Origin of the sequence: Yersinia rohdei ATCC 43380 (assembly GCF_000173775.1) — a bacterium.
Classification (GTDB): domain Bacteria; phylum Pseudomonadota; class Gammaproteobacteria; order Enterobacterales; family Enterobacteriaceae; genus Yersinia; species Yersinia rohdei.
Map to the genome: position 1 here is coordinate 47,042 of NZ_ACCD01000025.1, position 12,757 is coordinate 59,798.

A 12,757-nucleotide genomic window follows, 5' to 3' on the forward strand; every position below is an offset into this window, starting at 1 on the left:
ATTTTTCGTTGCCAATAACATCATTAACTTACTCTCGAGCCTGACGGGAAGCCAACAGGGGTTAGCGGTCAGACGGCTGATACACCACATCAACAGGTTTTGCCTGTCATCGTTTGGCCGGCTTCTTGCGCACTGCATCGCCCGCATCCCGGCTCAGGGTAAAGGTATCTACCACTGATAGTAATGCGACCAGCCCAATAACCACAAATGCTATCTGGAAATTTTCCAGCGGAATTGTTCCGTCGCGATAAGGATGAAACCACTCCGCTATCCGCAACGACAAGGCCCCGATAGCAATCCCCAAGCCCACAGCCAACTGTTGCGCCATATTAGACAAGGTATTCGCTCCGGCCATTTTCGGGGCGGGAACCTCAGAAAAGGCTAAGGTATTCAAGGCAGTAAACTGCATTGAGCGGGTAAGTCCACTGATAAAAAGTAAGATAATAATCAGGATATGAGGTGTTGTTGGGGTAATGAGCGCACAGGCCAATAAGGTGGCGGCATTTAGCAGGCCATTCACCAGCAGGGTCGGGCGGAAACGAAACCGATACAAGATAGCCGAGGTAAAGGGCTTCATCGCCAGATTGCCCGCAAACACAGCCAACACCAACAAACCGGCACTAAAGGCACTCAAACCAAAACCAATCTGGAACAATAACGGCAGCAAAAAGGGCACGGCACCAATCGCCATACGGAACAAACCGCCACTCCAAATAGTGACGCTGTAACTTTTTATCTGCAACGCCCACAAATCAATTAAAGGAAAAGCCTGCCGTTTACTGTGATAAACGGCGAGGGTGCCCAATAGCAGACTACCGATCAGGCAAGCCACAGGCACAGATCGCGCCACGCCTTGGTGATTAAATAATTCCAGACCCAACATCAAACTGAAGCAAGCCGCACCGGTTAATAAAAATCCTAGTGTATCGAACGGTGTTTCTTTCTGCGGCGACTCTGACGGAATAAGCCGCCAGGCTAGCCATAACCCGATTATCCCCAGCGGAACATTGAGAATAAAGATCCAATGCCAGGAGGCATAGGTGGTCAGAAAACCGCCCACCGGGGGGCCAAGAATGGGGGCGACTAACCCCGGCCAAGTAATAGTGGCAATGGCTTTAATCAGATCCGTTTTAGCGGTATTACGCAACACAATCAACCGGCCCACGGGCACCATCATGGCGCCGCCCAATCCCTGTAATATTCGCGCGCCGGTGAAAGCCATTAAATTCGTGCTCAATGCGCACAACACCGAAGCCAGGGTAAATATCACCATTGCTGCCGCGAAAATATTCCGTGCACCAAAGCGATTGGCAATCCAACCACTGGCCGGAATAAACACCGTCAGAGTGAGAATATAGGCCGAAATCCCAATATTCATATCGATGGGATGCACGTTAAATGCAGCAGCCATTTGTGGCATTGCCGTCACAATCACCGTGGCATCAAGATTTTCCATAAAAAAAGCGCCCGCCACCAACAGCGGCAGCGCTGAACTGCGTAGCGCCGCCTGGCTCATGATGAGGCTCGCAGAGTAGGTAGGCAGTTGATTGATTTAAATGGAGATAAACAGAAAAGTACAAAAAATGAAATCACGGTTCAAATCCGGATAATCTAATGACATATTTTGAGCATACCGGATTAGGCGGGGATTAAAAAGAAAGATTGCAGGTGACGCTGTCACAAAGAAAGGGTTTATTTTCTATGACGAAAATAAAAAAAAGGGCTGTTTATAGCATGACAACAGCCCGTTCTTTATTATATTGCTGGCCGACTTATTGTTACTTTTTCTTATACACATCAGCTGTAGCGTGGATCTTACTATCAGTATTCGCAGAGGTGATTACATAATATTGCCCACCCAGCTCATCTGCTTTTTTGGACAACTCGGCTTTAGCATCCATAGGCGCTAACTCACCGGAGGTGACAATATTACCCACTTTTTCATATTGCCCTGGGTTATTATTGAGGTCTTCTTTGGTTAATAATTCGGCTGAAATAGCACCAGCAGAGAATGCACCCAATACCGTCAGCATCGTCAGTGTTTTCAATAATTTCATAGTATTCCTCTCATTAAATATAGATAAAAACTCTCTCCAACCGACTTAAGTATTGTTCTAAAAGGCTGTTTTAGCCAGCTGACAACAATTTATAGTTACAGTTTGACTTAATGCCATTTAAACGCAGACATTAGAAACACTTAGCGCCTAAGACATTAACCCAGCGCCGGGATAATAGGGGGGTGATAGGGGGCATTTTCTACTGGGATGGTGAGCCACTGAACCGGATATGAGTATTTCTTGCCTGATTTAGAGCCCCGGAAGGGTTGCATTAGAACTAAAAATATGTATGATTGACTAATCAATCAACTAAGGTAACGCTATGGCCAGACCACTTGACGAGGATAAACGTAAGGCAATTCTTGCCGCCGCACTGCGGGTGATTTCTCAGCAGGGATTGGGGGCGACCACCGCCTTGATTGCCAAGGAGGCGGGTATCTCTAGCGGCTCTCTTTTTACCTATTTTCCGGATAAAGTGACGCTGTTAAACCATCTTTACACCCATATTAAAACCGATGTTGCCAGCGCACTTATGCAAGATTTCCCATTGCAGGCTAGTATAAGAGACAAAGCACGGCATGTCTGGACTGCGTACATCAACTGGGCGCTTGACCACCCGCAACAGCGCGGTGCGTTACAGCAACTTTCGGTCTCCCGGGTGGTAACACCGAGTACGCGTGAACAATCCAAACGCATGTTCGATCCCGTGAACCAGATGCTGGCACAGCTTGGCGAGCAGGGAGCCTGTGATAATGTTGATTTTATCACCGCCGTGATGGCTTCACTTGCGGAATCGACGCTGGATTTTGTGGTCAATGATTCAAAAAATGAACAGGAACTTATCACTACAGGTTTCAGCATGTTCTGTCGAGCAGCGGGGATTTAAGCTGCTTTTCCTACTCATTAAATGACTGACTAGTCATTCATTATTAAGTAACCAATATTAAGGAGTCGATTATGTCACATCAAGTTGCACTAATAACCGGTGGCGCGAGCGGTATTGGCAAAGCCACAGCACTGAAACTGGCAGCACAAGGGATAACCGTGGTTATCAGTGGGCGGCGTGAAGATCTGGGGCAAGCCGCGGTAGAAGAAATCAAACAAGTTGCTACCGATAATGCGCAAGTGCGTTTTATTAAAAATGACGTCACTCAGGAACAAGACGTTAAAGAGATGATTGCTGCCATCGTCCGTGAGTTTGGTCAACTGGATATGGCGGTGAATAACGCGGGGATCTCAAATGAAACCGGCACCATTGTTCAATCTGATACCCATAAATTTAACGCCATGATCGACACTAACCTGTTGGGGCTTTACTACTGCATGAAGTACGAAGTCGAGCAAATGGTGAAGCAGGGCAAAGGTGCTATTGTCAATCTGGCTTCTATTGCCGGGCTGAATGGCATACCTTGGGCAGGGACTTACGCGGCGACCAAACATGCGGTTGTTGGCCTGACAAAATCAGCAGCACTTGACTATGCGACTCAGGGAATTCGCATCAATGGTGTGGCTCCGGGCGCGATCAAAACCGACATTATCGCCGCCCAACTTGATGGCAGTGACGAAAACTATAACGAAGATATCATCAGCGCCATGCATCCGATGAACCGACTCGGTAAACCGGAAGAAATCGCGAATGGTATCAGCTGGTTATTGTCTGATGAAGCCAGTTTCGTTACCGGGCACATTCTCAATATTGATGGCGGTTTTCAGGCCAAATAACCGGAAGGTGACTCTGGCAACAGTTCCGTCAGCATCATGTTAATGCCATCTTGCTGGAGTCGATAGCTATGTTTGCGACTTTTATGCTGTTCGACTCCAGCACTCACATAAGGACAGTTAACTCGCCATGAAGATAATTATTTTTGGTGCCAGCGGTATGCTTGGGCAAGGGGTAGTACGGGAATGTTTACTGGCAGCAGATGTCAGTGGCGTCGCGGTTGTTACTCGCCAGGCATTAGCCATCAGCAACCCAAAACTACAGCAGATTGTGACGCCCGATCCGACCAAATTCTCCCTTAGCCGGGAAGATATCCGTCAATATGATGCCTGTTTCTTCTGCCTTGGGGTCAGTGCTACGGGCATGACAGAAGAAAAATACCGTCAGCTAACCTATGAGTTGACGCTGAATGTCTCGTCTCAATTACAACAGGCTAACCCGGCAATGGCTTTTATTTATGTTTCCGGTGCCGGAACCGACAGCAGCGAGCAGGGGAAAGTCATGTGGGCGCGGGTCAAAGGTAAAACTGAAAATGCGCTTTTGAAACTGGGGTTTGCTCACGCGTGGATGTTCCGTCCCGCGATTATTCAGCCGCTCAATGGTGCTCGATCCAAAACTGCCAGTTACCGAATTTTTTATCAACTGTTAACGCCGTTGTTCCCATTACTAAAATACTTGTTTCCAACGGCCATCCTGACCACCGAGGATATGGGGAAAGCGATGTTAAATGCCGTCCGTTATGGCTATGACAAACCTATTTTGGAAAAGGGTGATATTAGCCAGCTGGCTAAGGCCGGTGGCGAACAAAACTGATCGTAAGAGGCACTTGTGTATATCAATTCGTTACCTTTTTAGCTATTATCAATGTATAGCATTTTGTTACCATAAGGAGGATGTTATGCAGCGTACCATTCGTAAACCCACTCGCGACAAGCAAATTAACGTCCGAGCTACCGAAGAAGAGCGTGCAGTAATCGACTATGCTGCGAGTTTGGTCAATAAGAACCGAACCGACTTCATTATTGAGAAGGTTGTTCATGAGGCACAGAACATCATCCTGGATCAGCGTGTATTCGTCCTTGATGATGAACGCTATCAGGCATTCATTGAACAGCTTGAAGCTCCGGTGCAAAATGCAGAAGGGCGCAAACGCTTAATGGATGTGAAGCCTGAATGGAAATGATCATTACCGCGCCAGGACTGCTGACAGAAGAGCATATTCTCCAGCCGTTCGACTGCGGAAATGAGGTGCTGAGTGACTGGTTGCGCCGTCGAGCCATGAAAAACCAGCTCCAGAATGCCTCCCGTACTTTCGTTATCTGTCTGGACGGTACAACGCGTGTGGTGGGTTATTACTCCATTGCAACCGGCTCAGTCAGTCACGCCAATTTAGGTCGTAGCCTTCGCCAGAACATGCCAGATCCCGTGCCAATCGTCCTGCTGGGACGTCTGGCTGTCGATGTTTGTACCCAGGGCCATCGCTTTGGCAAATGGCTTCTTAATGATGCCGTGATGCGAATTTCTAATCTGGCAGACCAAGTGGGTATTAAAGCCATCATGGTGCATGCGATAGATGATCAAGCGAGAGCATTCTATGAGTACTTCGGTTTCGTCCAGTCGCCTATCGCTTCGAACACACTCTTCTACAAGATTTGAGTTTCCTTGAACAATCTTATCCTGAACAGTCTGATTGGCCGCGTTCCATACGGCCTTTAGTTTCTGAACTGTTGGCACATATCAGCTCGATTACCAGATCATAAAGTACCCCTAAGGTGACATTTCTATCTGGGTAAAAAGTGACATTACTATATGGTGCTAATAATATCGGTGCGTATAATGTGCCACACGTTATGTAGAAAAGCCGCCTGCGAAAATAGAATCCCGCAGGCGGCTCTTTTACATAACGTCATTGTACGAACCAATCAGGGTTTTAGCTTATATTTTTGACCATTAATAATCTTCTTAATCAATTCAAATGCAGCAGGTGAGTATTTGTGAACTCCTTCCTTTCCTGTTTTAACCAAAACATGATAATTATTATCGGATGATTTAATATTATAACCTGTCTCTTTATGTACTCTTTCCAAAACCTTATGGACGTAGTGCCATGACCCCATATCAAGCAGCTTGGCTAGGTCGGATATTGTATAAGGATAGCTTGCATTCAATGCCTGACCGTTGTTAAGTTCTGCTATACCATAAAGTTTTGCAAGCACATTATCATGTTCAGCTATGTTCCTGAGCATTTCAAAATCGTATGGAAGCTCTTGTTTTACAAGTGATTGTGATGCAAAGGTGTACGTTCTGGCGAGTAATGCTCTTACCAATTTTGGGTTGACACTAATTTCTGGTGTGTTCGACGAGAGAGCATCATAAATCCAGCCGAAATCGTTGGCATAAATTACTTTTATTCGAATGCTTTTATTCTCACCGACGCCAATCAAAATTTCCTTCTGATGCGAACCAGTGCCTTCGCAATCTTGACTAAAGGAAACTAAATAAATATTAGGGATTAACACATTGTTCGGTGAAATTATTTCGTCAATATCAGATAATATTGCCTTAATATTTTCATCATTAATGCTGTAGCCGATAAAAAATAGAGGATGCTCTACAAAATATGTTAATAATTTTGCGCTAATATATTTTTTACGTTTATAGAATTCAATATAGTCTTCGTTAGTTATTATTATGCTTTCAGGTTCCTTACTACTACCGTGAATTTTCATGATTTCACCGTAGGTAGTATAATTAACAGTTACAACATTATGACCAACTATAGGCTGGTAATTATCAAACACCTTTTCAAGTAGATCGTCATAATTCGTTGTAATTATTGCATGTGGTCTTACTTTTTTTAATTTTTCAATTTCTTCGGTGTATTCCATTGCTGAAAAATTAACCGAATCAGACAAATTATTCAGCAATGATGCAATTTCGTGCTTTATATATATATCTTTAGAACTTTTACCGTTGAAATATTGTTCGGGATAACGAGTCGTTCCAACATCCCATGCCCATTCGGCGTAAGATTCTGAAAAATCACTAGCAATCAATGGCTTGTTATCATTTCGTGTCTGATTGTAATAACCATATGGCCGATTGATTAACGGACAAGTTTCAGCCAGATACTTTAACAGATTCTCCCAATCCGGGGCTTTTAGGTAGCGTTGAGATATTCCTGCACCCATAAAGAGGATGGGCTGCACCTGTAAACCTTCGAGACATGATTTTATATCTTCAATTATTTCTGTCTGATATTCAGAGAAGTCCATACGTTAGCCTTTTGGATGTTGAATACTATGGCCGTACACTGCCGCGAAGCGGTTCGGGGTTCTGTGACACCCGAACTTTAGTATGATAACCCGTACTATCGATCCCATCCAGTCCTGCAAAACGGGTTTTGCTTTTGGTAGCCTCAGAAGCGATTTAAGCGTCTGACGGTCGAAGACGAATAGAACGTACCAGCGATTTGTTTTGATGCAGTTGTAGCGACCCTGAAGCCTAACAACTTCAGGAAACCGGATTCGTTTTGCGGCAAGAGACGAGTAAGGTTATGAGCCATCGCGTTACCGTAAAATTTATCCGGCCTGTGTCGTCGCAGACGTTTTGCCATATCTTAGCCGGTGCCGCAGTAACATGGCCATCCGCTCAGCATAATCGCTTACAAGCTGCATCTGTGATGATAGAGCAAAGCACCGGCGTTGTCGCATCAGTCCAAGTCATGGCCACAGAACCCTTAAATTCCGCCTATCTGTATATAGGTGCGTATAATGTATATTATGTTAAATTGAATTTATAACACCAGATGCGATACCTCTCTAAGGATTACACTCAACTTTGCCGGTAATCCGTGATTATCTCGGTCTCAGGTATTGCTATCCATCCTCAGACCGAGGCAACCAAAACGGCCAACTCACTCCCTACCCCATTTTCGACCGGTAACGCTACGTGAAATCTGAAAAGTTAGCAGCCTGATTACCCGTCAGATTTCGTCTGGCGACAGACATAAAAAAAACCGCATTTATGCAGACCTGCTGTTGAAATCAAATCATGCAGATTTCTGTGAATGCAAGGTTAAAGAAAACTGCGTCAATCCGCAGGGGCTGAAATAATCAGCAGTGTCATCTGACAGCAAAAAGCCAGCGACATTTTATCGGTCGGCTGGCTTTGTATTTTTGCACTCATGCACTCAGAAATAATTACTCTTTAGCGATAGGCGTTTCGCTGATGACAGGTTTGATATCCCCTTGAATCTGCTTGATACGTTGTTCGGTTTTTTGCACGGCCTGTGCATCACCCAGCAGCGTATAGGTCAGGCTGAACACCGTGCTCTGTCCGGGCTGTAGCTGCTTGACGCGGCCTTGTTCACGTTCAATCGTAACCGGATAGGCGTAGTTTGTGCCCGGCTCGATCCCCGTAACATAACCCTGCTTGAGGGTGTCGGTATTTTTCCACATCGTCAGTAACGGCAACTGATGGGTATCAAATTCGATCGATGCGCCCTTATCGCCCGCGCGGTTAATCACTGCCGCCAAGGATTTACCCTGACTGTCAGCCAGCGGTTTGATATTAAACACCATCTCATCAAAATCTTTGGTCGGCCCCGCATAATTTTGCCACTCTTTCATGCCTTTTTTCGCGTATTCATTGAAAGGGGTCACCTCTTTGTACGGTGCGATAAAACGTGCGCCCTGTTCAAGGATAGGGGTACCAATATTGCTGTGATAGATGATTTGATAATCGTGGGCGTAATCAGCCAGATTGGTGAGCGTGTCGTGAATGGTGAATGCGTCACTGCCGGGGATATAGCGTAACTCGGTCCAGGTTTCAAAATTGACTTTTTTGAAACTCTTCTCTTCCAGCAAACCACGCACCGTAATTTCATACGGCGCTTTTTCACTGACATGGATCTCGACTTTTGAAGCCGGTGTGTTTCCAGCACGGCCATGCAAGGTGTAAAGCATACCTTCACTGCTGACGGGGTGCCCAGTCCACTCATAACCGCAGCGCACCATCATCTCATTGAACCCTTCCAACCAACCGACGCCGTTGCGGCTTTCCAGATTAATAAACTGTGGATTCACCACCTCTTTTACTGGGGAATCCCAGCCCAGACGGACGTTATTCCCTACAACATGCAATAAATCCATGCCCCGGGTTGGGCTAAGCGCAATGGTCAGGCCTTTGCTGGTAATCGTAATGACTTTTGAGCCTTCCTGCTTACCGCCGTGCAGCACTTTTTGCTCGATGCTGAAGTTGGCATCCTTTAGCTTCAGTCCTTCACTGGTGATCTGCCAGTTTCCCTTCTCCACGCTGTTTTCAGCATCCGTCAGCACGTAGGTTTGTGCGGCTGCCTGCCAGGAACAAAACGCCATAACAATGCTGCCAACCAGTAATTTCTTCATCAATAACTCCTTTTTTGCTGAATGGTTTCATCTAGCTTATGCAGCAGGCTACAAATCTTTCAGCAACTAAAATGTGAGATCTATCACTTGATGAAAAAAAGGTCATTTTTATCTATTTTATCGTGATAAAAATCACTTTAAATGATGATTCGAATTATTTATTACATTGGCAATGTGATTAAAAACAACATCTAGGTGACACGTTTCAGCTAAATATTTTCTTTTACCTTTCTCCTTTTTTGTCTCCTAGGGGTCAGTTTGGCGATCGGAAATTATGGTACGTTAAGCCTGTTTTTTGAGCAGACATGACGGGCAGCGGACGTTACGGCTAGACAGCATTGGTTTGGATCAGTAGGAATCGAGGTTATGGTTGCTCAAAGCAGATGAAAAATCATAATAGATTGAATTTAAACGTTATTTTTACTGCGATCGCGCTGTGTGAATTCTGTTAGGTTAACAGTGCCTCAGGGTTGCAGAATTCACCCAGACACATCAAACATGGCCTTCCCTGCCCTTTATCTGCATTCTGGCCCAGAGTTCGGCGCTGAAACTTGGCCGGGAAATCATCAGGCCAGGGGGCGAATGTGACTTATCACCCAGACTGACATAACTCTCAGGCCCGCCAGATGAAATCAGTCCTCATTCATCTGGAACAATGGGAAGCTGTTGTTTAGTATGTAGGTATTCTGCCAAGGCTATCAGTAAATCCAATATTCATGAAAAAACTCATTAAACGGCTGGAGATCATTAAAAGTGCGATTGAGCTTGAAGATGACGATATTATCCGCCACCAACTGCCCTATCTTAAACATGAAACACAAGATGCAATCCTGTGTTTTATCGCCACCTCGATTGAGCAAGGTAAGTTTACTGCGGCCTTAGAGGCGATTTCGGCGTGGCTAAGTAATAAACAAGGTGTCGCCCAGTGGCAGAATCTTGAATTAGCCGCCTGTAAACTGGAATTAAAAGCGCTGGAAGAACAATTGCGCGAGTTAATTGATAAACGCAATGAACGCATTCAGTTGCTGGATGATTTTAACGATCTCTATTTAGTGCGCCTGGGCCCGTTAATGAAGCAGATCTTGCATTTGCGTAAACAGTTAGCGGAAAGCACCCTGCGAAAAGCCGAGGCAGAAGCTCGCCGTCGGGAGCGCGACTATCGTAACTGCCAACAATATATCGCGCAGGCCATTGATGAACTGGCGGCATTAAAACAGCGCTGGCTAGAGGTGACGGTGCTTTCCAGTGACACGGTGGCGCTGCGCAAACAAATTCAGCAACAAACTGAATTGATCACCGCGTTGTTGGCGGAAATTAAACAACTGGAAAACGGGTTCAGCACCCGCGATACCGAATCTACCCGTCAGGCCCGCGAAGAGGCGAAAGAAAAATACGAGAGTTATCAAGAGCAACAGCAGGATGCGGAACAGCGCCACGACAAGGACAAAAAACTCTCTGCTGATCAACGTCAAGAATTGAAACGCCTGTGGCGGCAAGCCAGTCGGTTGTGTCATCCCGATTTGGTGGCGGATGAGTTTAAAGAGAAAGCACATCAATTGATGGTTCAGTTGAATCAAGCACGCCAACGCGGTGATTTTTCTGCCATTCATCGCTTGTTGGAGAACCTCAAACAGGGGCTTGAACCGCAGATGGCCAGCGACCTTATTGATGACGTAGAGCAGCTGCGCCGGAAAATGCATGAAGTTCGTGACAAGATTAAGGCGATATCGCGCGAACTGCACCGGCTGGAAAAAGAAGAATCCTGGCGGTTGGCCACGGCACTGCCCGATAAAGATAGCTGGTTCAACGATCAAGAAAACGTGCTGTCGAAGACTCTTAACATCTTGAAACGGCAGGTAGAAGAAGCCTCAAAAGTGTTGTATGAAGCTTGAGAAACCTGCCAGCCCGGCTCTTCATATGGCGCGGATTTTGACATTGTAGAAGAAAAATTAGACAGTAGTGCCAAAGGGTCTGTTGATTGCTTTCACTCTTGTTAGCTCATTCAGTTGGTCTTCATTCGCCACTAAGGTAACCCATGATAAAAGATAACGAATATCAGCCGCCGAAAGTTTGGACGGAAAACAATGCCAGCGGCGGAGTGTGGTCTAAAATCAATCGCCCAACGGCAGGTGCCCGCTATGAGGCGGAACTACCGCGCGGCAAACACCCACTGCAACTGTATTCGATGGGGACGCCAAATGGCCAAAAAGTCACTATTCTGTTGGAGGAGTTGCTGGCCTTGGGCGAGCAAGGGGCGGAATATGATGCCCACCTAATCCGGATCGGTGAAGGCGATCAGTTTTCCAGCGGTTTTGTCGCCGTCAATCCCAATTCCAAAATCCCCGCGCTAATGGACTATTCAACAACACCGCCAGTGCGGGTCTTTGAATCTGGTGCTATTTTGCTGTATTTGGCGGATAAATTTGGCCATTTTCTGCCAAAAAGCCCTGCCGGCAGGACGGAGGCACTGAATTGGCTGTTCTGGTTACAGGGTGCGGCCCCCTATTTGGGCGGCGGTTTTGGCCATTTCTATCATTATGCGCCCGTGAAAATTGAATATGCGATTGACCGTTTCACTATGGAAGCTAAACGCCAGCTTGATTTGCTCAATACCCAGCTTAAAACACAGCGCTATATTGCCGGTGATGAGTATTCCATTGCCGATATCGCTATCTGGCCTTGGTATGGCAATTTGGTGCTGGGCTTGCAATATGAAGCAGGGGAATTCCTGGATGTGAAATCCTATACTCACCTGCTCCGCTGGACGGAAGAGATAGCGCAGCGGCCTGCGGTGCAACGCGGGTGCAGAGTCAATCGCACATGGGGAGAGCCCGCAGAGCAACTGGCTGAACGCCATGATGCCAGCGATTTCGACTGAGTCTTCACCCAGCTCATTATCAACCCTTAATTATCAGCCCTGCTCATTATCCTCAAGCCCCGTTGCGCGGGCTTGAGGATGGCATGCGCCCTTCTCCGGTTAGGATGCCAGCCCTCCGCCACCGCGATAGGTTTCTTGCCCGACAATTTTCATCACTTCAGCCCCCAAGGTGACAAAAGGCGTGCGCCGACTGGCATAGATAATTCCCCCGGCCTGCGCCCGTACTGCTTTGACGGTATCAGTGATGGGGTCAATAATTTCCGCCACCATTTCATCTTTCCCGACCCATTCACCCGGTTGACGTAATAGCAGCAACAGGCCGCTGGCCGGGGCACTGACAATTTCTCCCGCGGTAAAGGGCAGCATCACCACCTGCCGCTGCGGGATCTCCGGCGGGTGGCCGGCAATGGCCCCACGGTGCAGCAAATACTGGTAGAGACGTTCGGCATCGGCACTGGCAAGTTCATGGCTGACATCTTGTTGGCCCCGCAACTCTACCGTTACCGCCATACACGCCGGTGTGACCGCGGGGTAATGTGCCGCCAAACGGTGCCACGGCAGACCACAAGCTTCATCAAAGGAGCCGCCGCCGCTGTCTTGTGACAACAGCACGGTGTCGCTGTGTAAAAAACGCGCCAGAATATCTACCGGTTCGCGCCAGGCCGGATCGGCATATAAATGTAAGATTGCGCGG

The 12,757-nt window shown here is 46.9% G+C and carries 11 protein-coding genes and 1 pseudogene; 7 read left to right on the forward strand and 5 right to left on the reverse strand.

Going from position 1 to position 12,757, the window contains the following annotated elements:
* Positions 1-106: 106 nt before the first annotated feature.
* Positions 107-1,516 (reverse strand): MFS transporter, encoded by a 1,410-nt coding sequence (locus YROHD0001_RS04085; RefSeq protein ID WP_004715893.1) that lies wholly within the window; start codon positions 1,514-1,516, stop codon positions 107-109.
* Between the two features lie 262 nt (positions 1,517-1,778).
* Positions 1,779-2,057, reverse strand: coding sequence for a DUF1471 family periplasmic protein YahO (gene yahO, locus YROHD0001_RS04080; RefSeq protein ID WP_004715894.1), 279 nt, complete (start codon positions 2,055-2,057; stop codon positions 1,779-1,781).
* Between the two features lie 322 nt (positions 2,058-2,379).
* Between yahO and YROHD0001_RS04075 the strand changes: the two genes are divergently transcribed.
* The 5 genes from YROHD0001_RS04075 to YROHD0001_RS04055 all read left to right on the forward strand — a co-directional run bounded on the left by YROHD0001_RS04075 (position 2,380) and on the right by YROHD0001_RS04055 (position 5,433).
* Entirely contained in the window at positions 2,380-2,943 is a 564-nt protein-coding gene (locus tag YROHD0001_RS04075; protein ID WP_004715896.1) for a TetR/AcrR family transcriptional regulator, read from the forward strand.
* Between the two features lie 71 nt (positions 2,944-3,014).
* Positions 3,015-3,779 carry a glucose 1-dehydrogenase gene (locus YROHD0001_RS04070; protein ID WP_004715897.1) on the forward strand — a complete coding sequence of 255 codons (765 nt, stop codon included), beginning with the start codon at positions 3,015-3,017 and terminating at the stop codon, positions 3,777-3,779.
* A 127-nt stretch (positions 3,780-3,906) separates the two neighbouring features.
* Positions 3,907-4,590, forward strand: a complete 684-nt coding sequence (locus tag YROHD0001_RS04065) for a Rossmann-fold NAD(P)-binding domain-containing protein (protein WP_004715898.1) — start codon at positions 3,907-3,909, stop codon at positions 4,588-4,590.
* 85 nt (positions 4,591-4,675) lie between these two features.
* Complete coding sequence (locus tag YROHD0001_RS04060) at positions 4,676-4,960, forward strand: type II toxin-antitoxin system TacA family antitoxin (RefSeq protein WP_004715899.1); 285 nt, start codon at positions 4,676-4,678, stop codon at positions 4,958-4,960.
* Positions 4,951-5,433, forward strand: coding sequence for a GNAT family N-acetyltransferase (locus YROHD0001_RS04055; protein ID WP_081452069.1), 483 nt, complete (start codon positions 4,951-4,953; stop codon positions 5,431-5,433). The genes YROHD0001_RS04060 and YROHD0001_RS04055 overlap by 10 nt, the downstream gene beginning before the upstream one ends.
* A 266-nt stretch (positions 5,434-5,699) precedes the next feature.
* On the opposite strand, the gene YROHD0001_RS04050 is transcribed toward YROHD0001_RS04055, so the two are convergent.
* Together YROHD0001_RS04050 and YROHD0001_RS04045 are read right to left on the reverse strand one after the other, a co-directional pair.
* Positions 5,700-7,052 (reverse strand): SIR2 family protein, encoded by a 1,353-nt coding sequence (locus YROHD0001_RS04050; RefSeq protein ID WP_004715901.1) that lies wholly within the window; start codon positions 7,050-7,052, stop codon positions 5,700-5,702.
* A 927-nt stretch (positions 7,053-7,979) separates the two neighbouring features.
* Complete coding sequence (locus YROHD0001_RS04045; RefSeq protein WP_004715902.1) at positions 7,980-9,185, reverse strand: aldose 1-epimerase family protein; 1,206 nt, start codon at positions 9,183-9,185, stop codon at positions 7,980-7,982.
* A gap of 716 nt (positions 9,186-9,901) precedes the next feature.
* On the opposite strand from YROHD0001_RS04045, the gene YROHD0001_RS04040 reads away from it, so the two are divergent.
* Positions 9,902-11,077: a coiled-coil domain-containing protein gene (locus YROHD0001_RS04040; RefSeq protein WP_004715903.1), complete on the forward strand. Its 1,176-nt coding sequence runs from the start codon at positions 9,902-9,904 to the stop codon at positions 11,075-11,077.
* Positions 11,078-11,223: 146 nt separating this feature from the next.
* Positions 11,224-12,063 (forward strand): glutathione-dependent disulfide-bond oxidoreductase, encoded by an 840-nt coding sequence (gene yghU / locus YROHD0001_RS04035; protein ID WP_032817589.1) that lies wholly within the window; start codon positions 11,224-11,226, stop codon positions 12,061-12,063.
* Between the two features lie 99 nt (positions 12,064-12,162).
* Here yghU and YROHD0001_RS04030 read toward each other — a convergent pair.
* Positions 12,163-12,757, reverse strand: a pseudogene (locus YROHD0001_RS04030) (succinylglutamate desuccinylase/aspartoacylase domain-containing protein); the annotation flags it as partial.

Excerpts from the sequence above, each read along its gene's own strand:
- YROHD0001_RS04085 (WP_004715893.1), bottom strand. The coding sequence starts at position 1,516 with ATGAGCCAGGCGGCGCTACGCAGTTCAGCGCTGCCGCTGTTGGTGGCG.
- yahO (WP_004715894.1), bottom strand. The coding sequence starts at position 2,057 with ATGAAATTATTGAAAACACTGACGATGCTGACGGTATTGGGTGCATTC.
- YROHD0001_RS04075 (WP_004715896.1), top strand. The coding sequence starts at position 2,380 with ATGGCCAGACCACTTGACGAGGATAAACGTAAGGCAATTCTTGCCGCC.
- YROHD0001_RS04070 (WP_004715897.1), top strand. The coding sequence starts at position 3,015 with ATGTCACATCAAGTTGCACTAATAACCGGTGGCGCGAGCGGTATTGGC.
- YROHD0001_RS04065 (WP_004715898.1), top strand. The coding sequence starts at position 3,907 with ATGAAGATAATTATTTTTGGTGCCAGCGGTATGCTTGGGCAAGGGGTA.
- YROHD0001_RS04060 (WP_004715899.1), top strand. The coding sequence starts at position 4,676 with ATGCAGCGTACCATTCGTAAACCCACTCGCGACAAGCAAATTAACGTC.
- YROHD0001_RS04055 (WP_081452069.1), top strand. The coding sequence starts at position 4,951 with ATGGAAATGATCATTACCGCGCCAGGACTGCTGACAGAAGAGCATATT.
- YROHD0001_RS04050 (WP_004715901.1), bottom strand. The coding sequence starts at position 7,052 with ATGGACTTCTCTGAATATCAGACAGAAATAATTGAAGATATAAAATCA.
- YROHD0001_RS04045 (WP_004715902.1), bottom strand. The coding sequence starts at position 9,185 with ATGAAGAAATTACTGGTTGGCAGCATTGTTATGGCGTTTTGTTCCTGG.
- YROHD0001_RS04040 (WP_004715903.1), top strand. The coding sequence starts at position 9,902 with ATGAAAAAACTCATTAAACGGCTGGAGATCATTAAAAGTGCGATTGAG.